We start from the raw sequence: 21,413 nt of genomic DNA, 5'->3' as shown, positions 1-21,413 counted from the left end.
GCCTCCGCCTCCCCTACGGGGTGCGGGTCAGGGCGCCGCCCCTCGGGACTCGGCCTCAGGCCCGCTGGAAGAACTCCACCTCCGCGAGGGCGATGCGGCGGCCATGGGTCAGTCCGACGGGGGCGCCGAGCGTCAGCCGGACACGCCGGACATCGCTGATGCCGACGGGAACCGTCTGCGCTCCGGGCTTGTCACTCAGGTCGATCTCCTGCCGGTGCACCTTCCCGTCCTGCCCGGTGACCTCCATGTCCAGACGGAGGGCGCGGGCCTGGCGGGCGTACTCCTCGGCGGACTTGGAGGCGCCGTTGGTGACGATCAGGTCGACCAGCCGGAACGGCTTGCCGAAGGTGTACGTCACGGACGCGCCGGGGCCGGACACCGCCCAGTAGCGGTTGCTGAGGCCGTCCGTGGTCAGGTCCGGCGGATGCCCCGGCACCTGGTCGGTCGCCGTGACGCGCGCGGGCGTCACCGCCTTGGCCTTGGCCAGCTTGTCCCGGGTGTCCTCGAAGAGGTTGCGGCCGGCCGGAAGCAGCAGGAACCCGGCGGCGCACAGCGCCAGTACCACGGCGAGGATGACCAGGAGCCGGGTCAGGCGGCCCGAGCCCGCCCGGGTGCGCCGGCGGAACGGCCAGACGGTGCGCCACCACGGCAGCGGAGCCGGCGCGGCGACGGCGACCAGGGGCGCGGCACAGCGCCGGCAGAACCGGCGGTGCGGTTGATTGGGCGTACCGCAGACCGGGCACGGCACACCGGCGGAGTCCTCGTCCGCCGTGACGGGCCGGACCACCGGGCGCGGGGCGGCCGCCTTGGCCGGCTTGACCGGTCGGGGAGCGTCCGGACGGGTCGGGGGGACCGGGCGCGCCGGGGGAACGGTACGGGTCGGAGAGGCCGGGCGAATCGGGGGCGGTGAGACCGGGCGGGTCGGGGGCGGTGAGGGTTCGGCTCCGGTCCGGGACGACGGGGGAGCAGCCGATGGCGGGGCGCCGGGTGACGGAGGCGGGGACGCCGGGGCGGGGGAGGCGCGCCTCGTCTCGTCGGGCGGCACCACCCTGGCGGTGGGCGGAACGCCTGAATCCGCGTGGGGCGTCCGCACCGCCCTGCCGCGACCGGAGCCGCCGGACCCGGCGGAAGCCGGTTCACCCGACGGGCGTGCGGCGCTCTGCCCGGGGGAGTGCGCCGGGCCCTCGGTGCCGCCGGTGGCGCGGCGTGTGCGCGCACCGGCACCGGGTGCGGTGCCAGGGCCCGTGTCACCCGCCGGAGATGTGGTCCCGGCGGTACCGGGAGGGCGTGTGTCGGGGCTTGTGCCGCCCGTCGGGCCTGTGTCCGTGGTGCCATGGGGCGCGGGGGTGTCCGGGCCCGTGTCGCCCGCCGTGCGCGTGCCCCCGGCGGCGCGGGGTGCGGGTGTGTCCGGGCCGGTGCCGTCCGCCGGACGTCCGGAGCCCCCGGCTGTGCGGTGGGTGCGTGCGTCGGGGTCCTGGTCCGGGCGGTGGGCGCGTGCGTCGAGCTCCCCGTCCGGGTCGTATGTGCGCGACTCGGGGTCCCGGGCCGGGGCGTGGGTGCGTGTGTCCGGGTCCCGGGCCGGGGCGTGGGTGGGGGCGTCGGGGTCCTGGTGTGTGCCAGGTCCTGGCGCGTCAGGGGGACCGAGAGGCTCGTCGGGTACAGCGGGTGTCGGCCCGCCGGCCCGTGCCGCCCGGGTCCCCGGATCGTCGGACCAGCCCAGGTACCCCCCGCAGTTTCCGCAGAAGTCGTCCGTCGCCTCATTGGCCGCCCCGCAGGCCGGGCACTCGCGCATGACGTCACTCCCCTTCGCCGGCGGGCGGTCCGGACAGGACCTCCACACGGCACACCGTGTGCACCGGGCACAGGGCCCGGACGAGTTCGTGGACCCGGTCAGCGTCGACCGTGGCCACCCGGTCCGGCCACACCCGGACGAGGATCTCGGCGGCCGGCGCGGGCGGCAGCCCGGCGCCGGCCGTGCGCGACCAGACCGCGCCACCGTCCCCGACGACCTCCGCCCGCACCCCGAGGACCAGGTGCAGCGCCTCCACCAGACCGCGCTTCGTGCCGCGCCTGCGGTGCAGTTCCATCGCCCGGACCGTGGCCTCGCGGCGCAGCTCCACCGGCCAGCGCGGGTCGTCGACCCCGCCCACCCAGGAGGCGAGCCAGGCCAGGAAGTCGGCCGGTGTCACCCGGGGGTCCAGGTAGGCGGGCAGGTTGTCGAGCGTGGCGAACACGGGGGCGAGGACCGTGTCGAGGCCGGCGGTGAACCGCTGGGCGAAGTCGTCCTCCGCGTACAGAGCGGGCAGTTGCTCCCCGATGGGGTACCGGCTCGGCAGCCCGGGGACCGCGGCGCGGCTCATCGGAGGGCCTCCGGCTCCGCGGCGGTGACCACCACTTGATGCTGGTACGAGAAGACGAGCGTGGCCGCGTCGATGTCGATGCGTTCGACGGGGGAGCCGCGCCGGCCCGTGATCGGGTCGGCGGCGAACAGCCGGATGTCCTCCACCAGCACGTCCCCGACGGCACGTTGCAGCACGCCGAACACCTCCCCGTACTGCACCGGACGCCCGAACGGCCACCCCGTGCCGTCGGGGCCGCCGTGCAGCGGGTTCAGGTGGCGGAACAGCGCGGCCAGCGCTGCGACGCGCACCCGGTCGGTGTCGGCGGCCGGTGCGGTGAGCCGGGCCACCACGGTGACGCCCTGGTAGTCCGGCGGCTCCACGACGAGCCGCGTGCCGATCAGCCGGCGCTCGTCGAGGGCCTCGGTGATCGTGGCGAGCACCTGGTCGGAGGGGATCAGCTGCTCGAAGCGGAGCCGGTCGCCCTCGTCGGCGACCGCGTCCGGCACCACCAGGACCCGTACCGCACCCGGCTCGTCGGCGGCGGGCAGGCAGCGGACCCGGCGCACCGAGGGCGCCGCCTGCCGCGCGATGATCTCGTGGTCCTCGGCCGTCACCGCTCGCTCCTGCATGCGCAGCGCCTGCGGGGCGCGCAGCTTGGCGTTGTCGACGGTCTCACCCGCGACGCCACCGCGAGCCGCCTCACGGTTGTCGACCCGGGCGACGTACGGCACGGAGCTGCGCAGCACGTTGATCGCGCTCCGGGCGACGTTGCCGGCCGGGCCGCCGCCGGTGCGGTAGCGGACCACGCGCACCTGCGCACCCTTGGGCGGCACGGCGCCGCACGCGCGCAGGGTGCCGTCGGCCTCGCGCAGCACGGGAGGGAACGTGAACTCCCCGGTCGTGGCGTTCACCCGGACGTGCCGGTCCTCGGGCCGCGAGCCCCCGAAGTGGTCCACGACCTGCCAGCGCTGCCAGCCTTCGGACGAGGACACCTCCACCACCGGCGGTTCCCCGTCGAGCAGCACCGGCGGGCGGTCGAGGCGGAAGGTCTGCCCCGCCACGCCCTCCGAGGTGCCCAGCGGGACGTCGGTCACCGTCTCGGCGTGCTCCACGGTCATCGTGCCGCCGATGGTGAACACGGACGCCTCGCGCACCGTGGGCGACTCGGAGTAGAACGGCTGGCCGGGCTCCGCCTCCACCACCCGGCAGCGCAGCCAGCCCGCGCGCGTACCGCCGATCACGGACGCCGTGTGCCCGGCCGGGACGTACACGATGACCTCGCCGGGACGGTTCAGACCGCCGGTGGTGTCCTCGCCGGTCTCGCACCGCTGCCAGCGCCCGCCGTCCCACGCCTCCCACACCAGCGGCGGCTGGCGCGGGTCGACGCCGACACCCTCGACGCGGCTGTCCAGGCGCACCGCGACCACGCAGCGCGGCACCGCCGAGGGCAGCCCGAACAGCAGCGCGTCCCCCGGTTCGGGCGCGGCCTGGAAGCACCGCACGTCGAGGCCCTCGGTGAGGGCGCCGGTCCGGTCGGCCTGCTCACCGCCGCGCGGCGCGGTCACCAGGCGGATCAACTCGCTCGGAACGATGCGCAGTTCGTCCGTGGTGGCGAACACCACGGCGTCCTCGTTCTCCCCCGCCGCCGTCGTCACCTCGGTGCCCGCGGTCAGTGTCACCGTCTCGGGCTGCGGCGCCGACAGCCAGAAGTCGACCTCGGTGCCGGCCGCCGCCGGCGGGAACAGGCTGATGCCCAACAGGTCGAGGAACGCCAGGTAGTTCTTGTCCGGGACCCGGTTCAGCCGGTACAGCAGCTGGTCCACCAGATAGGCGAACGTCTCGATCAGGGTGACGCCCGGGTCGGAGACGTTGTGGTCGGTCCACTCGGGCGCGCGCTGTTGCACGTACCGCTTCGCCTCGTCGACGAGCTGCTGGAAGCGCCGGTCGTCCAGGTTCGGGGAGGGCAGGACCATCAGATGCCGACCGTTTCCTCGGCCCCCTCCTCGGAGGGGATCGTGTAGAAGGGAAAGACCAGGTTGCGCCGGTCGTTGGTGGTGCGCACCGTGTAGTGCACGTCGATGTAGAGGGTCCCCGCGTCCACCGAGTCGAAGGCGACGACCACGTCGTCCACCGTGATCCGCGGCTCCCACCGCTCCAGTGCCTCGCGCACCTGCTGGGCGACCCGCCCGGCGGTGTCGCCGTCGCCGGGAGCGAACACGTAGTCGTGGATGCCGCAGCCGAACTCGGGCCGCATCGGCCGCTCGCCCGGCGCCGTGCCGAGGACGAGGCGGATGGCCTCCTCGATCTCCCGGCCCCGCTCGACCATGGCGATGCCCCCGGTGGGGCCCACCCGCATCGGGAACGCCCAGCCGCGCCCGATGAACCGCTCGCTCACAGCGCGCCTCCGATCTGTACGTTCATGGCGCCCATCACGATCTGGGCGCCGCAGGCCGTCTTGTCGCGCATCCGCGCGGCGGGCAGGCCGCCGATGAGGACCGCGCCCCGGACGAGGGCGGCCGGGTCGGGGACGATCACGTTGGCCGGCCCGAGCGCCGCGTGCGGCACGATCGGGCAGACGTGCAGGCTGCCCTCGACGGCGGCGGGAAGGCCGCCGATCAGCACGCTCTCCACCGCAAGGGCCGCCGGGGGCGGCGGCGTGGTGATACGTCCGCCGTGGCTGGTGGGATCGCCGGTTCTGGCTGCGGCTGGCATGGATGGCTCCTCGGGGTCAGGGGGCGGCGGCGCGAAGGTGACGCGCACCGCGCAGACGAAGGGGGCGACGGGCATGGGCGGAGGCTCAGTTGATCCGGATGAGCTTCGCCTTGAGGATGCCGAGCAGCCCGCCGTCGACGGAGACCTCCGAACGCCCGGTCACCCCGACCTTGCGGGCGGAGACGTCGACGCCGGTCTGTCCCTCGATGTTCACCCTGCGTCCCTTCAGGGTCACGGCCCCCCTCGGGGCGCTCAGAGTGATGTCGTTCCTGTCCATGACGAAGGAGGTGCCGACCTGCCCGGGCCGCTGGTACACGGTCACCTCGATCCGGTCCCGGCGGTCGTCCAGCCGTACCTCCAGGCGCTTGTCCCCGGTCGCCAGGCGCAGCCCCGACTTCCCGGGCGCCGGCGCGTCCAGCAGTTCCACCCGGTGTCCCGAACGGGACACGAAGGAACGGCGGTTCACCTTCCCGCTGGTCTTGTCGATGAGCGGCACGTCGTGCTGCGACGGCTTGTCCACTCCGTTGTACAGCCCGCCGATGACGTAGGGACTGTCGAGGAGTCCCTGCTCGAACCCGACCAGCACCTCGTCGTTGACCTCGGGGCTGACCACACCGCCGCCGCCCTTGCCGCCCCACTGCACCGTGCGCACCCAGTCGGTGACGTACGTGTCGTCCAGCCAGGGGAACTTCAGGCGCACCGCGCCGCGCTCCGAGCCGCTCGGCTCCCGTACGTCCGTCACCACGCCGATGGCCAGACCGGGGATGCGCGGCCCGCGGCCGGGCGCGTTGGCGCCGGTCACCAGCCCGGTCAGCGAGCGGTCCGGGCTCGCGCTCACCCACAGCGTCGTCCGGTAGCCGCCGTGCGGCTCCAGCACGTGCTGCACGGCCGTCGCCGTGTACCGCCCGGAGAACGCCGCGCCCACGTTGCCCAGCGCGATCGGCTTGCCGGCCCGCAGCACCGGGTTGCCGGTGGCGACCGCCTCCAACTCGCCGAACCCGGAACTGACCTGCTCGGCCATGGCCCGTGCCGCCGCCGTGGTCTCCGCCTGGGTGCGGTACGGGGTGTCGGTGACGGTGAGCTGCGTGGCCTTGCCGAACCGGTTGACGGAGGCGGGGCTGAGCCCCGGCACCACCGTGCCGCTCACCACGGACGGCTGCTCGGCGACCAACGGCCGCTTGGTGGTGACGTCCCAGCCGCGCACCTGCACCTTCTGCGCCGCGTCGGCCGTCGACAGCGAGGCGCGCAGCGCCAGCAGGTTCCGCCCGTACTCGAGGACCAGAGGGCTGCGTGTCGCGGATGTCGACGGCGCGGGTGCACCGGACGCCTTCAACGGCCGGGTGAACTGCAGAACGCCCTGGTCGTCGATGCGTACCTGCGCGCCGCTCTCGGCCGCCAGGTACTGCAGGAAGTCCCAGTCGGAGACGTTGGCCTGGGACAGCTGCTTGTGGGTCACGGCGGGTGCCTCCACCTTGCCGCAGGCCAGCCCCGCGGCCGTGGCCACCTTGCGGACGATCGCCGCGGTCGTCATGTTCCGGTACGCCACCACCTTGCGGCCCCGCTGGAGCCGATGGGCCTTGGAGTACGCCCGCAGGACGGTGAAGGTGCCGGTGGAGTCCCGGTCGAGTTCGAGTGCCGTGACCTCACCGTTGAACAGCCGCTCCCGGGCCTGCCCCTTCACGGTCACCACCGACACGCGCAGCGGCGTGCCGATGGTGATGCCGGTCGCGGCGAGAAACTCGTGCTGCGGGTCCCGGAAGGTGAGCACCGCGGTGTCCGGCAGCCCCACGTTCTCGTCCACCACGCAGCTGACCAGTTGGGTCGCCCAGACCGGTGGCAGTTCGCCCGGTGCCTCGATGACCGGGTCGGCCGCGAACGACCGGGCCTCGCCTCCCTCGAAACCGCTCACTGTTCCTCCTCGCCCCCGGCGTCCCGCACGCCCGGCACCACCAGTTCGGTGCCGGGCACGAGTGCCATCGGATCGTCGATGCCGTTCGCCTCCGCGATGGTCCGCCAGGCCGTCGCGTCCCCGTACTCGCGCCAGGCCAGCATCGCCAGGCTGTCGCCCGCCACCACCGTGTGGGTGCTGCGCGCGGTGCGCGCCCCCGACGTGGGGTTCTGTCCGGGGGCGTCGACGCTCGCCTCCTCGATGGTCAGCGAGCAGGTGGCGCGCAGCGGCTTCCCGTCCACGTCGAACAGCTTGTACGACACCGACAGGCTGGACAGCACCCCGTCGAACGACGTGGTGCGCGCGGTGCCCCACTCGAACCGCACCCAGGGACTGGCGGGTTTCTTGCGCCCCAGGCTCGCCGGAGTGGGCACGCACGCCTTCATCAGCTTCTCCACCGCCTGTTCCACCGAGTTGTCGTGTTTGGCGGTGGCGTCCAGGAACACCTCGAGGCTCAGGGTGCGCGGCCCGCTGCCGACGAACTCCGGCAGCGCGGACTCTCCCGCCATCCGGGCCGGGGAGCGGCGCCACTCGGTGGACTTGCGCAGCTCCAGCGTCGACGGATTGAACTGGAGGTCGAGCCGCGCGATCGTGCCGCCGGGCCGGGCACCGACCGAGGCCGGCGGCTCCTTCAGGGTGAGCTGGGCCCGGGCCCGGCTGGCGCGGACCGCTGGAGACATGGCGTGCGTTCCTTTCCGGAGCGGCTTGGGCGGTGCTGGTGCGGATGGACGAGCAGGTGCGGTGCGTCATGCGAGAGCGGCTCAGGAGGGCACCAGGCCCTCGTGGGCGATCTCCAGGGTCTCCACCGCCGGCTGCGAGGTGGCCGGGTCGAACGACGGCCCCTGCCAGCGCACCGGCACGATGCCGTACACCTGCCAGCTGATGATGCGGCTCAGGTCGGGCCGCAGCGCCACGATCTCGCCGTCCTTGGGCTCGACCCGCCGCAGCGTCTCGTCCAGCCAGCGGCCGATCTTCGCCGTGTCGGCCGTCACGGGCCGGGTGAGGGTGATGTTCGACCAGGTCACACGGCCGGGCAACTGCCAGGTGAAGCCGTTGTTGCCACCCTCGGCGTAGCTCTCCATCTCGACCTGGGCGCCCATGCCGGAGCAGGTGTGGAAGGCGCCCAGGTCGTTGCCGCCGATGGCGAGCCGGAAGAACACGCTCGTGGCGAAGATGTTGTCGGTCATGCGTCCGTCGTCCGTTCGTCGTGCTTCCCGTAATCCCGTGCGGCCGTGGCCTCGTGGGCCTGTGGCCTCGTGGGGCGCCGTGTCCGCTCACGCCTGTCCGTGGTCTCAGCGGCGCCCGTCGAAGGGCCTGCCCGTCCGTTCCCGGCCGCGCCGCAGTTCGGTGCGCAGCAGCCGGGAGACCGGGTCCAGCAGACGCCGGGCCAGTTCGTCGAGGTCCGCTCCCTTGTCCGCCCCGGGAGCCGCGGCCGCGTGCCCGTGCCCCTTGCCGACCCCGGTGGGAGCGGCGGTCCCGGTGGCGACGTCCTGTGCGGGGGGCTCGGTCGTCGCCGCCCCGGGTCCTCGGCCGCCGTTCGCCGGCCCGCCGGTGTCGCGCTGGACGACGGGCGCGGCGGCTCGCACCACGGGGGCCGCCCGGACCGGTACGGCCTGTGCCGGAAGGTTCACCGGAGCCGTCTGCACGATGGGCGGGTGCGGCTGCGGTCCGGTCACGGGCAGCGGCGCCCGCCTGCTGGCCCCCGGCACGCCGTGTGACGGCTCGGGCTGGACGGGACGTACGACGCGGACGGGCCGGGGTGCGGCGGCAGCGGCCCCGGGCACGGAGGCGGCGCCCCCGGGCATGGCGGTGCCCGGCGGGCCGAGCCCAGAGGTACGACGCGCGGAGCGCTGGACGGTCCGGCCGTCCGGCTCGGCGCCGGGGCGGAAGGCCGCCCCCTGCGCGCCCTGAGGGCCGTTCGCCGGTGTGGTCTCGCGGGCCCAGCGCGCCGCCACCACGGGACGGGTGCCGCCGGGGCGCTGGGCGGCGGAACCCCCGTCCGCCGCGCGGGTGCTGAGGCCGAGCGGGCGTGCGGACAGCAGCCGCCCGGTGGGTGTCGGCGGCGCCGTACGTGTGGCGGCGGGCGCGGTCCCGTGGGCGGTCACCGCTCGGGCGACAACGAGGGGAACCGGGCCTTGACGCGGGGTGCCGGGTGAGGTGCCGCCCGTACGGCCGGGCGCACGGGGTCCGGGCGCGGACGGCCCGGGCCGGCCGGCCTCGGGGGCGCCGGAGGCCGCCGGGGTCGTGGGACCGGCCGGGCGGCCGCTCGCCGCCACCGGGTCCGCGACCGCGCGCCGCTGTACGAGGGCACCGGGGGCACCGGATACCGACATCTGCGCGGGCGGCCGACCGCCGGGCACCGTGGACGAGCCCGAGACGGTCGTGCCCGGCGCCGCGTCCGGACCCAGCAGAGGTGCCTGGGAACGGTGGCGGGACGAATGATCCCGACGTGGCACGTCATCCGATGTGGGTGCGGCCGGGAAGCGCTGTACGCCGGGCCGGCTGTCCGGACGCGCGGCACGTGCGGCAGGCGCCGCCGACGGCGGGCCGGCGGTGGGCGGCAGCGCGGGAAGGGGCGCTCCGAGGCCGGTCCGTGCGCGTGAGCCAGACGGCTGCTCGGCGCCGCCGCGTGCCGTGCCGGGCCGCACGGCGGGCGTCTCCCGCCCGGCCGCCTCACCGGCCCGCGCGGCGGGCGCCGTACGACCGTGGCCCTCGGAGCGCATCGCCGGACGGTCACCAGCCTCCTCCGCCCGGCTCTGGACGACAGGCAGCGCGGGCCCTGGTGCACGGTCCGCGGCGGTGCCGAGCGGGCTCGTCGGCACCGCCGTCTCCGGGAGCCCGGGCAGCGGAGCGCCCAGCGGCGGACGGGTTGCCCGGCGCTGTACGACAGAGCCGTCCTCGACCCCACGCGTCCCCGGACCGTCCGCGTCCGGAGTGCCGGCCGGCCCGCCCGGGGCGGCCGGCGCGGGGGCGGGGGCAGGGGCAGGGGCAGGGGATGCGGGTCGTACGGCGGTCACCTGACGCGTCGGTACGCCGAGCCGCCGGGCGACGGTCAGCGGGCGGCCCAGGGGGCGCGGGCGGACGGCCTCGTGAACGGCGCGCGTGGCGGACGAGCCGGCACGGCCGGTCCCGGCGTCCCCCCGGTCGACGGAGGTCCCCGGCGTCTTCGCCGGGACGTTTCGCGCCGTGGGGCCGGCGGGAGCGGGGCCGGTGTCCCCGGGGGAGGCGGCCCGTGACCCGCTCTCACCGACGGGGGTGCTCACCACCGCGATCCGGCGCACCAACGGCAGCCGAGGGGGCGCGGGTACGGCCGGAGCGGGACCACCGTCCGCCGTGACGGCCCTCTGCACGGCGGGCGAGGAGCCGCCCAGGACGGCCGGCGACGACGCCGGGGCGAGGCCGCGCCGCCCCTCGGCCGGCTGCGCCCCGGAAGCGAGTCCCTGCTGTCCGCCGGCCGCGGGAGTCGTGGATCCGAGGCTGCGCTGTCCGTCGGCCCCGGACGCGCCACGCGGTGTCCTGCCGGTGCCGGAACGGCCGCTCGGGACAGCGGACTTGGCATCGTTCTTGGCAGTGGACTCGGCGCCGGGCCCGGTGGCTGCCGGTGCGGCGGTCCGGTCTCGTGCCGGGCCACCCGCGCGTGCACCGCGTGCCCGCGGAGCGTCACTCGGTGAGCCGTGCGTGCCCTCGGAGGCCCGTGACCCGGCAGCGTCGGTGCGGTCGTCGCCACCCCGGGACGTGTCCGGTCCGGCCGAGCGGCCCGTGCCCGGTGACTGCGGCCGGGCGCTGCCGCGTTCCTGCCGCGACGAGGGGGCCGACTGTGCTGCCGGAGCGTCGGCCGAGGTCTTCCCGCTGCCGCCGGGCCGGCCTTCCTCCCGTGCGTTCCGCCGGTCGCGCGGCGGGTCCTGCCGTGGTCGCGACGCCCCGCCGGGGTCCGCGACGGAACCGGATGCCGGGGCTCGTCCGTCACCCGCCGTGCGGCGCTGGACGTGCGGCAGCGGCCGGAGCGGCGGGGCCTCGTGACGCGCAGGTTCGACCGTGGGGGTGCTTGCGTCGCCAGGGGACGTGGTGGGGGGCGTACGGCGGTCGGCGGGACGGGAGGCCGGGGAGCGCGGCGGCGCCGGAGCGGCCGACCTCTCGCCGCGCGCGCCCGCAGGCGCCGAAGTGCCCGGACCACCCGCACGCGTCGGGCGTCCCGGGCGTGCCGGACTCCCCTCGCCGGCACCCGAGGTGTTCTCCTCCCCGTACGGGGACAGTGCCCGCAACAACAGCGGCCCGCCGCCGCCGTGCGCGGACCGGGGTGACGCCGGAGGCCGGGCCACGCCACGGACCACGCCGGCCGGCGCCGACGGCAGCACGCCATGGGCGAGACCCGTGTCGAACGAGGGATCACGCCAGGCCGCCAGGCCGGCTCGGAAGACGAGGCCGTCGCTGACGGCCATCGGGGCACGGGAGACGGTGAGGGCCGGAGCGGAGACGGAGCGCCAGCCGCCGTCCCAGCCGGCCGGCACGGCGGATCCCCGCTCGGTGGCGGACGACTTCCCCCCGGTGGCGGACGACGCCCGCTCGGCGGCGGGCGTCCCCCCACCGGCGCCGGAGGCGGAAGGCCGCCCGGCCGGGGTGGCCGCTTCGACGGCACGTCGCGTACGACGCAACCTGTCCCGCCATGCCATGTGCTCAACCGCCTTCGTTCACGCGGGTGTTGATACGGGCGATCTCGGTGACCCACTGCTGGCGTTCGCCGTGGGTCAGGTCGAGGATCTCCTCGCGGGGCCAGTGGAAGTGGTAGGCGATGTACGCGATCTCCTCCCGCAACCGGGGAAGCGCGTACGTCACGATTCCCCCAGGCGCCCACCCGAGAGGTCGACCTCGAAGCCGCCCTCGCAGTGCGGGCACGTGACGGCGGCCCGGGTGTGTCCCTCGCTGTTGACACGCCGGTAGAAGTCCTGGAGGAAGGCCACGTCGGTGGCGTACATCCGCTCCACGACCCCGGCGTGCACGTCGGTGATCGCACCGATCCGGGTGATCACCTGGCTGAGCAGCACCACACTCAGGTACGCCGGGTTCTCCTTGACCCGCAGGTCGATCTGGGGCCGCAGCTCGTCCCGGGCCGTGGCCAGGCGCATCGCGCCGTGCCGGTGCACCGTGCCCGCCTCGTCCACATACCCGCGGGGCAGCTCGAACTCGAACTCGGTGCGCAGCCCGTGCTCCTGAGGGGAAACGGGAGCGGGAGCGGCGGCGGGGGGCGGTGCGGCCGCCGCTGCCGCCTCCGTCGCGGGCGCCGTGACCTGGAGGATCTCCTCCAGGCTGCCCGCGGTCACCGTACGGCGCCTCATTCGACGACGATCTCCTCGAACACGATGGTCACGCTCTCGGTCGCGGCGGCGGACTCGCCCGCCTTGAGCGAGGGCCCCTCCCACTTGGACGCCCAGCCCTGCATCAGCTGGATACGGCGTACGGTCGCGCCGGTGGAGTCCTTGATCTCGATGGTGAGGTTCTGCCGCGCGGTGTCCACGGCACCGTTGTTGAGGGTCTCCTTGATCCACTTCGTGAACTCGCTGCTCTGGTCGAGTCCACGGGTGATGGTGATCTCGCCGGCCTGGCGGGCGCCCGGCTGCTTGCGGATGATCTGCTTGCCCTCGGAGCTGACCTGCCGGACCTCGACGACCTCCTCCTCGACGGTCAGCCCGCTGATCTCCTGGATCGACTCGACCAGGTAACCCCCGAGCTGCACGCCGAAGATATGGGTGGAAAGAGCATCGCCCTCTGCCATGACTGTCTGTCACCTTTCCTTTGGTGTTCCCTTTGGATCACTCGTCGACGAGGCTGGTGCTGTCGGAGAACTGGGCCAGCCGGAACACCACGAACTCGGCCGGCTTGACCGGCGATACGCCGATCTCGCAGACCACGCGGCCCTGGTCGATGGACTCCTGCGGGTTGTTGTCGCGGTCGCACTTCACGTAGAAGGCCTCCGCGGCCGTCCGCCCGAACAGCGCGCCCCGGCGCCATTCCTCGGTGAGGAACGCGCTGATGTTGCGGCGGATGCTCGACCACAGCCGGTCGTCGTTCGGCTCGAACACCACCCACTGGGTGCCCAGGAGGATCGACTCCTCCAGGTAGTTGAACAGCCGGCGCACATTGAGGTACCGCCACGCCGGGTCCGAGGACAGGGTGCGGGCGCCCCACACGCGGACACCGCGACCGGGGAACGCCCGGATGCAGTTCACGCCGATCGGGTTGAGCAGGTCCTGCTCGCCCTTGCTCAGCCGCAGCTCCAGGTCCACCGCGCCGCGGACGACCTCGTTGGCGGGCGCCTTGTGCACACCGCGCTCAGCGTCGCTGCGCGCCCACAGACCGGCGACGTGACCGCTCGGCGGGACCGTGGTGTTGTGCCCGACGGCCGGGTCGAAGACGCGCACCCACGGGTAGTAGAGGGTCGCGTAACGGGAGTCGTAGCCCGCCTCGTCGTTGCGCCAGGTGCGCACCGCTTGCGCGGACATGCCGGGCGGGGAGTCGAGGAGCGCGACCCGGTCGCCCATCTGCTCGCAGTGCGAGATGACGGCGAGCTGGACGGTGCGTACGCCCTCGGCGTCGATGTCCCCGCGCTGGTAGGCGCTCATCAGGTCCGGAACGGCGACCATCGTGATCTCGTCGATGGTCTCCAGGCCGGCGAACCCGGTGCGGGCGCCCGCGTCACCGACGTACTCGGCCGGGTCGATGCGGGCCACCTCGCCGGACGCGGCGGGGGCGGGCGCGGCCGGGGCGTCGGGCACCGCCACCGTCTGCGCCGCCGGCCTGGTCGGGCTCGCGCCGCGCTGCTCGGTGACGTCGATCAGCTTCGAGGAGCGGACCTGGTTGAGCAGATAGCCCTTGACGTTCTTGCGGGTCGAGGCGTCGTACGTCTCGACCACCTGGTCGCCCTGGCGGACCAGGATCCGGAAGCGGTCCTCGGACGGGTTCTCCCCGTCGGGCTCGGCGATCTCCACCGACACACCGCTGACACCGGGCCTGGCCGCGATGAGGAAGCCCCCCACCTCCACCGTCGGCGCCACCTGGCTCTGCCGCGCGGGGTCGCCCTGCGCGACGGCCGGGGCGGACGCGTCGTCGGCGGAGCCGCCGATCCGGACGACGTACGCGGCGCCGCCGCCGTTGGCGAAGTAGCCGTAGACGGCGTGCGGCAGATAGGCGCCCTGGGTGAAGCCGCCGAACTGCTGGGTGTACTGGTCCCAGCTGGTGACCAGTGTCGGCTCGTGGAACGGGCCGTTCTCGGCGAAGCCGACGAACGCGGCGACGGCGGTGCCCACACCTTCGATGGGGCGAGCACCGGACTGCACCTCCTCCACGTACACGCCTGGGGTGAGGTACGTCGGCATGCTCGCTCCTTCACGTTCCTGCTGTCCGGGTCCCCCTCACCCTTTCCTCCGCCCGCCGCTGCTCGCAGGGGACTTCGGGCCCTGGCCGGGGGCAAGCGCCCTGCCCACAGGGGCGCTCGCCGCGCCCTGCGCGTGCAGGCTCACGGGCCGGTGACCTGCGCGAGGTAGGGACCGAACTCCGCCTCCAGGACCAGCCGGCCGAGCTTGCGGTACTCCTGGGCCACCGCCGCCACCACGTCGCGCATCGCCAGCGGCACACCGGACTCGGCCGACAGATAGGCGGCGGTCACCGCGCAGGCCCGGATCGAACCGCCCGCCAGCTCGAACCGGTCCGCGCAGAACGCGAGGTCCAGGTCGCCGGCGCGGGGGAGACGGTCGCCCAGGCAGCGTTCCCACAGGGCCAGGCGCTGTGCCGCGTCGGGCACCGGGAAGTCCGCCACGACGTCCAGACGCCGGGTGAACGCCTCGTCCAGGTTGGCCCGCAGGTTGGTGGTCAGCACGGCGATGCCGTCGAAGGACTCCATCCGCTGGAGCAGGTACGCCGACTCGATGTTGGCGTGCCGGTCACGCGCGTCCTTCACCTCGGAGCGCTTGCCGAAGATCGCGTCCGCCTCGTCGAACAGCAGGACCGCGTTGACCGCGGACGCCTCGGTGAAGATGCGCTCCAGGTTCTTCTCGGTCTCGCCGATGTACTTGTCGACGACGGTGGACAGGTCCACCACGTACAGATCCATGCCGAGATCGGCGGCCACCACCTCGGCGGACATGGTCTTGCCGGTGCCCGACTCGCCCGCGAACAGGGCGATGACGCCACGGCCCCGCCCGCCGCCGGGGCGCATGCCCCACTGCCCGAGGACCTGGTCCCGGTGACGGGCACGCACTGAGAGTTCACGCAGGCCGCGCAGGGTCTGCGGGGGCAGCACGAGGTCGTCCCAGCCCACCGCGGGTTCGACCCGGCGGGCCAGCCGGGCCAGACCCGCTCCGTTCTGTGCCCGTACCGCGGCCCGCAGATCGTCCGTGCCCACGGGCCGGCCCGCCAGCCCCGCCGTGCGCACGGCCGCCTCGGCGGCGCGCCGCAACTGCCCGGAGTCCAGGCGGTGCGCGGCCACGGAACGGGCGAGCGTGTCGAAGTCCACCGGTGCCGAGTCCTGGCCGGCGGCCGTCTCCAGCGCGTACCGCCACCGCGCGACCTGCTGCTCGGGAGCGGCGGTGGTCACGGTCAAGGTCACCGGCGTACGGGCTGCCCAGGCCGGGTCCCAGCCCTGCGAGCCGTAGCTGAACAGGGGGATGCCCGACAGCGCCGCGCACACCGTGCGCAGGGCGTGGGCCCGCTCGGACGGCTTGTCCGGCAGCGCCTCCAGCGGGCCGAGGACCACCCCGGCGTCCGTCAGACGAGCCTCGCGGGCAGCGGTCCCGGCCAGCTCGGCCAGTTCGCGGCCGTGCCGGGCGAGGGCCGCCGCGTCGAGGACGAGCGGCCGGCGGCCGGACACGCGCAGGGCGGCGTCGGCGAGGCCCTCGGGGGCACCGCCGCGGGCCCGCAGGTGCACATGGCCGGTGCCGCCGGCGGCCGCCACGGCGGCCCGCCGGACCAGCGCTGTGTCGATGGCCGGGTCGACGGTGTCCTCGCCGAGCACCTCCCTCAGCCGCGCGTCGGGCGCGGAGTCACCCAGCAGATGGGCGGTGACCCGGTCGGGTACGGCCAGCACGCGTGACAGCGGCGGCCGTTCCGCCTCGGTGATCTCCAGCAGGCCGCCCGCGAGCAGCGGCGCGCCGGGGGAAAGCCGGAACCGGGCCGCGGACACCCCGCGGTGCCCGCACAGTTCGAGGGCCAGTCCGACCGTGGGCCGGCGACGCGTCAGATCGTCGTTCAGGTATCCGTAGAGCCGCTCGAAGCGGGCGTCCAGGTCCGGTGCCACGGCGACCAGGAGGAGGTCCACGTCCAGCGCTGACAGGCGGAAGTCCCGGGCGAGCCGGTCGAGGAGCGAGCCGGGCGGCGCGTCGGCGGACGGCAGCGCCGGCCCCGGGCCGCCCGGCTCGTCGAGGAGCCGCTCGGCCGCCTCGGGTGTCAGGTACTGCCCCCGGTAGGGGTCGTCCGGGTCCGGGTCGGCGGCACGCCGGGCGGCCACGGTCCGGCGCACCCGCTCCTCCACCGCCCCCAGCCGCCGCCACAGGTAGGGCGTGGCCTCCGTCCCGGCCGGTGCCGCGGGCTCCACGGTGTGCGTCACGGCTGTCGGTCCCCTCGTCGTCGGCGGCGCGCGGGTGCGGGCCGCCGCTCCCTCGTACCGCCGAAGCCCTCCGGGCCCGGATCGCCGACCTCGGTGTAGCGCAGGCGGCGGGCGGAATCCGGTTCGTCCGGCAGGGACCGCGGCACGGAGCGTACGACCAGTCCCTCGGTGACCGGCGGTGCGGCGGCCCGCTGGATACCGGCCAGCGGTGCCCGCACGCGTACCCCGAGGGACGGCTTCAACTCCCCGCCGAGGGCGGACCACACGTCGGAGGCGGCCGGGGCGTCCAGGCCGGTGCCACCCGCGTCCAGGCCCACGATCAGGCCGAGTTCGGCGAGCGAGCCGGTCAGCAGGTGCGGCCCGAGGGTGTCGGTGGACACCAGGCAGGCCAGCACCTGGGACAGCAGCCGGTGCTCGTCCTGCGGGCGGCTCGCCCACGCCGTGACCAGGTATGTCAGCTCGAACCAGCGCGCCGGGGAGCGCCGGGCGACGACGAAGCCGTCCTCGTCGTAGATCTCGCCCGAGCTGCTGTTGCGCCGCGAGTTGTCCTCGCGGATGTCGTACAGGAACACACAGACCGTGGGGGCGCTGCGGCGTGCGGCCCAGTCGCTGGTCGGCGCGTCGAAGACGATCTCGACGCCCGACGCGGCGAGCCCGGCCTCGCCGAGCAGCCGGCGCAGCCCCTCGTCGACCTCGTGGATCACCGGCGGGTCACCTCGTCGGGCGGCTGCACACTGCCGTTGACGACCAGGAAGTCCGTCTTCACCGGGGAGAAGCCGGGGCCGCTCGCGGTGATGGTACGCGGACCGGTCTGGTCCTTGGTGAGGATCAGCAGCTGGCCGATGAACGTGCCGTCCGTCTTCGGCACCGTCGGCGCCGCGGCGGCGGTGATGCCCGGCTTCCAGCGGAACCGCACCGGCACGCCCGGCGGGAAGTCCTTGCCGCGTACCGATGTCACGAAGCCGGGCTTGCCGATCGGCGGTACCGCGATGATCCGCGGCTGCAGGATCCGCAGGCGCTGCCGGGCGGAGTTGTCGCCGAGGTCGGCGTCCGTGCCGGTGGTGGTCAGCCGGCCGGTGACCTGCGTGGTGAGCACCTTCCCGGGTGAGAGCACGACCTGGAGGACGGTGCGCGCCCCGGGCGCCAGGTCGGGCAGCGCGCACACCCAGGTGGCGTCGCAGCCGGCGGGCGGCCCGTTGTTCGGTACGTTCGCGGGCAGCCCGATGCGCAGCCGCAGGCCGGTGGCCAGCGCGTTGCGGCCGTTGCGCACGGTGTAGGTGACGACGACACGGCCGCCGACGTAGCCGGGGTTCGGTTGCGCGGTGACGCGCACTCCCGGGCCCGCCTTCGGGGCGGGCGGCTCCGAGGGCGGCGGCGGTGGCGGCGCGGGGGTGGTGGGCGGCGGTGCGGTCGGCGGCCTCGGGGCGGTCATGGTCGGTGTCGGGGTCGGTGTCGGGTCGGGCGCCTTGCGCACCGGTACGACCGTGCGGTCGGCGTTGTCGCTGGGGTTCGGGTCGATGACGGACCCGGTGACCGACCAGTCGACGGGCTGGTCGCCCGGTGTGACCCCGGTGAGGGTGACGGTCACCGGTACGGTGCTGCCGGGCGGCACCACGCCCAGGTCGCAGGTCAGGGCCGCGGCGTCGCAGGTGCCGCCCGGCGCGGTCAGCCCGGTGACGGTGACACCCGTGGGCGGGGCGACGGTGAGCCGGGTGCCCGGGGAGGCGGCGGGGCCGTGGTTGACGACGTCGACCCGGACGGTGCCGGTGCGGCCGACGACGATGTCCCCGGAGGTGTCCGGCGCCTGCACCGCGAGGTCCACGGACTGCCGTACGCTCGGCTCCTTCTGCCGGCCCGGCAGCTCGTCGGTGAGCGGTGTCAGCTCGCCCGTGCCGACGTCCACCAGGCTGAGCTTCTCCGGGCTGTTGGCGGGCAGCGCGGCACGTGAGCTGATCACCAGGCTCTTGCCGTCGGCGGTCCAGGCGGCGTCGCGGGGCTGGAACGGGCCGGTGGCCGAGGTGTCCGGCAGCTCCCGGCCGCAGGCGCCGGGCAGGTCGCGCGCGGCGGCGGGCAGCAGGACGCGGCAGTCGTCGCCGGACAGCGACGTGAGCAGCATCCCGTTGTGCTGGTCGACCCGGCCGCCGCCGTTCTTGCGGTTGAACGCGACGGTCCGGCCGTCGGGCGAGAACGCCGGGCTGTCGTCGATGACGTCACAGGCACCGGGGCAGTTCGCGGCGCTCAGATCCCGCTGCTGGTCCAGGTGGTCCGCCGGCACGGTCCAGATGTGCTTGTTGCCGCCGTTGCCGTCGATCACCTGGGTGCGGGTGAAGGCCAGTGTGGTGCCGTCGGACGACCAGGTGGGCTGGGCGTCGCTGCCCTGGGCCTGCCCGGCGGGCGGAGTGATCTCACCGCGGATCTCGCCGCTGCCGACGTCGGCGATCAGCACGCGGCTGGGTCCTGCCGTACCCCCGGTGCCGCCGGGTGAGGTCCGGGTGAAGGCCAGCGACCTGCCGTCGGGGGAGAACGTCGGGTCGGTGTCCCAGTCCCGCGGCCCACGCCCGGCCAGCGGGACGGCCTGCGCGTTCGTGCCGTCGGCGTCGGCGAGCAGGATCCGTTCGATCCGTGCGCCGTCCAGGTCCTCGAAGCGGGTCAGGACGATCCGGCGGCCGTCGGGCGTGTAGTTCTGCCGCTCGGTCCACGGGTCGAAGGTGGCGGCCGGCTGGAACAGCGGGTCCTTGGCCGGGTCGGTGTTGGTGTCGGCCGCCGGATCCTCCTTGAGGATCGTCTGGTTCAGGTCGCGGGGATCGGTGCCGTCGAGGCGGATGTCCTGGAGCGTCACCACGTTCGGTCCGTGCGGGCCGGGGGCGGTCGTACGGTCCACGACGGCCGTGCCGCCGGTCTGCGGCCCGAGCCAGGTGACGGTCTCCACCTCGCGGTCCTCGCTCAGCACCAGGGCGGGTGTCCCCTCGGAGTGCGCCGGCACCTGGAACACGTGGTCCCAGTCGCCCTCGCAGTTGCAGGTGCGGTCCGGGCTGAGGAACAGCACACCGTCCCCGTCGGGCAGCCACGCTGCCCCGTGGGTCCGCCACCCGGCCTGCGTGCCGGCCAGCAGCGGCCCACCGCCTCCCGTGCTGCCACTGGTCCAGCGCAGCCGGGGCGCGCCGTCGGCGGTGGCCGTGTAGGCGATGACGTCCCGGTTCTCCTCGTCGTCCACCGGGTTCCAGGCCGGCTCGCTCGCGGTGCCGTTCGCCGGGTCGGTGACCCGGTTCGCCGTCCCGCCCAGCAGGGGCCGTACGTAGATCTGCCGCCCCACGAGCGGATCGGCGTCGCTGGAGTAGGCCAGGCGCTGCCCGTCCGGCGAGACGGTCGGGCACTCCTCGTTCGCGGGGGTGTCGGTCAGCCGGGTCAGACCGGTCCCGTCGGTGCGCACCAGCCACACGTCGCGCTGGGTGCCGCCGGAGCCGCGGGGCTCGGCCGAGTCGAACACGACCGCCAGCCCGTCCGGGGTGAGCCGCGGGTGCGCCGCGTCCCGGCCGCTGGTCAGCCGGAGCACGGAACCGTCGGCGGCCCGCAGGTAGATCTGCGGCTTCTTCTCGTCGCGCCGGCTGGCGAAGACCAACTGGTCGCCGAGGGCGTTGGGTTGTACGTCGTAGTGGGTCGGTCCGGCGCCGAACAGGGGGGCGCTGGAGGTGGGGTTCTCCACGCGTCCCAGACTGCGGTGCCGGGTGCCCGCGTAGGCGACCCGGGTGGCGGCCGTGTCCGCGACGCGGGCCCCCGCCTCGGCCGTACCGGGCCCGGAGGCGGCGGTCAGCGCGAGAAGGGGGACCAGCAACAGCAACGACATGCCGATCCGCCCCAGGCGGCACCGCCACCCGTCGGATCCGTCCGTGCCCGTCACGGTCCACCTCACAGTCCGCTCACCGCCTTCGCGCATACGCTCGCCATCCTGCGCGCCACCGCGGCCGGCGCAGCAGGGCCGACGGGACGCATCCGGGGGAAGCACCGGGTGGGCTTTCGGGCAGTGCCGCGGCGGCGGACGGGCCGCCGGGCGGCCAACGGCACGGTCAGATCAGGCCGTTGCGCAGCGCGTAACCGACGGCGTGGGCGCGGTTGCGCAACTGGAGGCGGGTGATGACCTCGTGCAGCACGTTCTTGACGGTGCGTTCGGAGTACGCGGTCTTGCGGGCGATCTCCGCCGTGTCCAGCCCCTCCGCCACCAGGCGCAGCATCTCCGCCTCGCGCGGGGTCAGCGTGGACAGCGACGCCGCCCGAGGGTCGAGGGCGGAGCGCTGCAGACTGCCCACATGGCTGAGCAGCTTGGCGAGCAGATCGCCGGGAAGGACGCCCTCGCCGTTGGCGATCGCCAGGACCAGGCCCAGCAGCCGGTCCTGGTCGGCCTCGGCGCGCCGCAGCACCGCCGCGACACCGGAGTCGATCGCGCGCTGCAGCGCGTCCCCCGACTCGAAGGTGCCCACCACCAGCCCGGTGCGGGTGGCGGGTTCGTGGCGCAGCCGGTTCAGCAGGGCGGACGTCTCGTCGTCCACCGCGTCGACGGTCACCAGCGACACCTGGGCGCTGTGCGCGGAGCCCTCGTCGACCAGCTCGATCTCCGGGCGCTGGCGCAACTGGTGGACGATGCCGACATGGAGGACGGGATCGGGGGCATAGACGGTGACGGAGACCCGCTTGGGACGCTCGGCCGTCGCCGTCCAGCGGTTCGTGCGAGTGACCGTCTGCGCGGAGCGGGAGGGGGAGTGCGGTGCGGAGGTGGCAGGGGCCGGGCTGTTCGCCTGAGGGCGGGTCATGGTCGTCAGTA

At 74.7% G+C, this 21,413-nt stretch carries 17 protein-coding genes; all 17 read right to left on the bottom strand.

Annotated elements, in window-relative coordinates; all coding sequences use genetic code 11:
* Positions 1-55: 55 nt before the first annotated feature.
* The 17 genes from AB0B40_RS12535 to AB0B40_RS12455 all read right to left on the bottom strand — a co-directional run bounded on the left by AB0B40_RS12535 (position 56) and on the right by AB0B40_RS12455 (position 21,402).
* A complete protein-coding gene (locus AB0B40_RS12535; protein ID WP_345046519.1) occupies positions 56-787 on the bottom strand; it encodes a zinc ribbon domain-containing protein in 732 nt (243 codons plus the stop codon).
* A 1,009-nt stretch (positions 788-1,796) separates the two neighbouring features.
* Entirely contained in the window at positions 1,797-2,360 is a 564-nt protein-coding gene (locus tag AB0B40_RS12530; RefSeq protein WP_345046518.1) for a phage tail protein, read from the bottom strand.
* Positions 2,357-4,315, bottom strand: a complete 1,959-nt coding sequence (locus AB0B40_RS12525) for a putative baseplate assembly protein (RefSeq protein ID WP_362263869.1) — start codon at positions 4,313-4,315, stop codon at positions 2,357-2,359. Before AB0B40_RS12525 ends, AB0B40_RS12530 begins: the two co-directional genes overlap by 4 nt.
* The gene (locus tag AB0B40_RS12520; protein ID WP_345046613.1) at positions 4,315-4,698 is read right to left on the bottom strand and encodes a GPW/gp25 family protein; all 384 of its coding nucleotides are present in this window, start codon (positions 4,696-4,698) and stop codon (positions 4,315-4,317) included. The genes AB0B40_RS12525 and AB0B40_RS12520 overlap by 1 nt, the downstream gene beginning before the upstream one ends.
* A 35-nt stretch (positions 4,699-4,733) precedes the next feature.
* On the bottom strand, positions 4,734-5,054 hold the full coding sequence (locus AB0B40_RS12515; protein ID WP_345046515.1) for a PAAR domain-containing protein: 321 nt from the start codon (positions 5,052-5,054) through the stop codon (positions 4,734-4,736).
* Positions 5,055-5,139: 85 nt separating this feature from the next.
* A complete protein-coding gene (locus AB0B40_RS12510; protein ID WP_362263868.1) occupies positions 5,140-6,963 on the bottom strand; it encodes a VgrG-related protein in 1,824 nt (607 codons plus the stop codon).
* Positions 6,960-7,682 carry a LysM peptidoglycan-binding domain-containing protein gene (locus AB0B40_RS12505; RefSeq protein WP_345046512.1) on the bottom strand — a complete coding sequence of 241 codons (723 nt, stop codon included), beginning with the start codon at positions 7,680-7,682 and terminating at the stop codon, positions 6,960-6,962. Before AB0B40_RS12505 ends, AB0B40_RS12510 begins: the two co-directional genes overlap by 4 nt.
* An 81-nt stretch (positions 7,683-7,763) precedes the next feature.
* Positions 7,764-8,189: a phage tail protein gene (locus AB0B40_RS12500; protein ID WP_345046511.1), complete on the bottom strand. Its 426-nt coding sequence runs from the start codon at positions 8,187-8,189 to the stop codon at positions 7,764-7,766.
* A 105-nt stretch (positions 8,190-8,294) separates the two neighbouring features.
* On the bottom strand, positions 8,295-9,107 hold the full coding sequence (locus tag AB0B40_RS12495; protein ID WP_362263867.1) for a hypothetical protein: 813 nt from the start codon (positions 9,105-9,107) through the stop codon (positions 8,295-8,297).
* Positions 9,108-11,676: 2,569 nt separating this feature from the next.
* Positions 11,677-11,835 carry a DUF6760 family protein gene (locus AB0B40_RS12490; protein WP_237538843.1) on the bottom strand — a complete coding sequence of 53 codons (159 nt, stop codon included), beginning with the start codon at positions 11,833-11,835 and terminating at the stop codon, positions 11,677-11,679.
* Positions 11,832-12,335: a hypothetical protein gene (locus AB0B40_RS12485; protein WP_345046504.1), complete on the bottom strand. Its 504-nt coding sequence runs from the start codon at positions 12,333-12,335 to the stop codon at positions 11,832-11,834. The genes AB0B40_RS12490 and AB0B40_RS12485 overlap by 4 nt, the downstream gene beginning before the upstream one ends.
* Positions 12,332-12,772: a phage tail protein gene (locus AB0B40_RS12480; RefSeq protein WP_258776374.1), complete on the bottom strand. Its 441-nt coding sequence runs from the start codon at positions 12,770-12,772 to the stop codon at positions 12,332-12,334. The genes AB0B40_RS12485 and AB0B40_RS12480 overlap by 4 nt, the downstream gene beginning before the upstream one ends.
* Positions 12,773-12,809: 37 nt before the next feature.
* Positions 12,810-14,372 (bottom strand): phage tail sheath family protein, encoded by a 1,563-nt coding sequence (locus AB0B40_RS12475; RefSeq protein WP_362263866.1) that lies wholly within the window; start codon positions 14,370-14,372, stop codon positions 12,810-12,812.
* A gap of 140 nt (positions 14,373-14,512) precedes the next feature.
* A complete protein-coding gene (locus tag AB0B40_RS12470; RefSeq protein WP_362263865.1) occupies positions 14,513-16,597 on the bottom strand; it encodes an AAA family ATPase in 2,085 nt (694 codons plus the stop codon).
* Entirely contained in the window at positions 16,594-17,301 is a 708-nt protein-coding gene (locus AB0B40_RS12465; protein WP_345046499.1) for a DUF4255 domain-containing protein, read from the bottom strand. The genes AB0B40_RS12470 and AB0B40_RS12465 overlap by 4 nt, the downstream gene beginning before the upstream one ends.
* The gene (locus AB0B40_RS12460; protein ID WP_362263887.1) at positions 17,298-20,441 is read right to left on the bottom strand and encodes a hypothetical protein; all 3,144 of its coding nucleotides are present in this window, start codon (positions 20,439-20,441) and stop codon (positions 17,298-17,300) included. Before AB0B40_RS12460 ends, AB0B40_RS12465 begins: the two co-directional genes overlap by 4 nt.
* A 220-nt stretch (positions 20,442-20,661) precedes the next feature.
* Complete coding sequence (locus AB0B40_RS12455) at positions 20,662-21,402, bottom strand: response regulator transcription factor (protein WP_362263864.1); 741 nt, start codon at positions 21,400-21,402, stop codon at positions 20,662-20,664.
* Positions 21,403-21,413: the final 11 nt, after the last annotated feature.

Origin of the sequence: Streptomyces sp. NPDC042638 (genome assembly GCF_040647235.1) — a bacterium.
Classification (GTDB): Bacteria; Actinomycetota; Actinomycetes; order Streptomycetales; family Streptomycetaceae; genus Streptomyces; species Streptomyces rameus.
Note: the sequence above shows the minus strand (reverse complement) of the source record. Positions and strands in the feature narration are given on the sequence as shown.

What these genes read in the sequence shown, in the direction of transcription:
- AB0B40_RS12530 (WP_345046518.1), bottom strand. Translation starts at nt 2,360, where the DNA reads ATGAGCCGCGCCGCGGTCCCCGGGCTGCCGAGCCGGTACCCCATCGGG.
- AB0B40_RS12525 (WP_362263869.1), bottom strand. Translation starts at nt 4,315, where the DNA reads ATGGTCCTGCCCTCCCCGAACCTGGACGACCGGCGCTTCCAGCAGCTC.
- AB0B40_RS12520 (WP_345046613.1), bottom strand. Translation starts at nt 4,698, where the DNA reads ATGCGGGTGGGCCCCACCGGGGGCATCGCCATGGTCGAGCGGGGCCGG.
- AB0B40_RS12515 (WP_345046515.1), bottom strand. Translation starts at nt 5,054, where the DNA reads ATGCCAGCCGCAGCCAGAACCGGCGATCCCACCAGCCACGGCGGACGT.
- AB0B40_RS12505 (WP_345046512.1), bottom strand. Translation starts at nt 7,682, where the DNA reads ATGTCTCCAGCGGTCCGCGCCAGCCGGGCCCGGGCCCAGCTCACCCTG.
- AB0B40_RS12500 (WP_345046511.1), bottom strand. Translation starts at nt 8,189, where the DNA reads ATGACCGACAACATCTTCGCCACGAGCGTGTTCTTCCGGCTCGCCATC.
- AB0B40_RS12485 (WP_345046504.1), bottom strand. Translation starts at nt 12,335, where the DNA reads ATGAGGCGCCGTACGGTGACCGCGGGCAGCCTGGAGGAGATCCTCCAG.
- AB0B40_RS12480 (WP_258776374.1), bottom strand. Translation starts at nt 12,772, where the DNA reads ATGGCAGAGGGCGATGCTCTTTCCACCCATATCTTCGGCGTGCAGCTC.
- AB0B40_RS12475 (WP_362263866.1), bottom strand. Translation starts at nt 14,372, where the DNA reads ATGCCGACGTACCTCACCCCAGGCGTGTACGTGGAGGAGGTGCAGTCC.
- AB0B40_RS12460 (WP_362263887.1), bottom strand. Translation starts at nt 20,441, where the DNA reads ATGTCGTTGCTGTTGCTGGTCCCCCTTCTCGCGCTGACCGCCGCCTCC.
- AB0B40_RS12455 (WP_362263864.1), bottom strand. Translation starts at nt 21,402, where the DNA reads ATGACCCGCCCTCAGGCGAACAGCCCGGCCCCTGCCACCTCCGCACCG.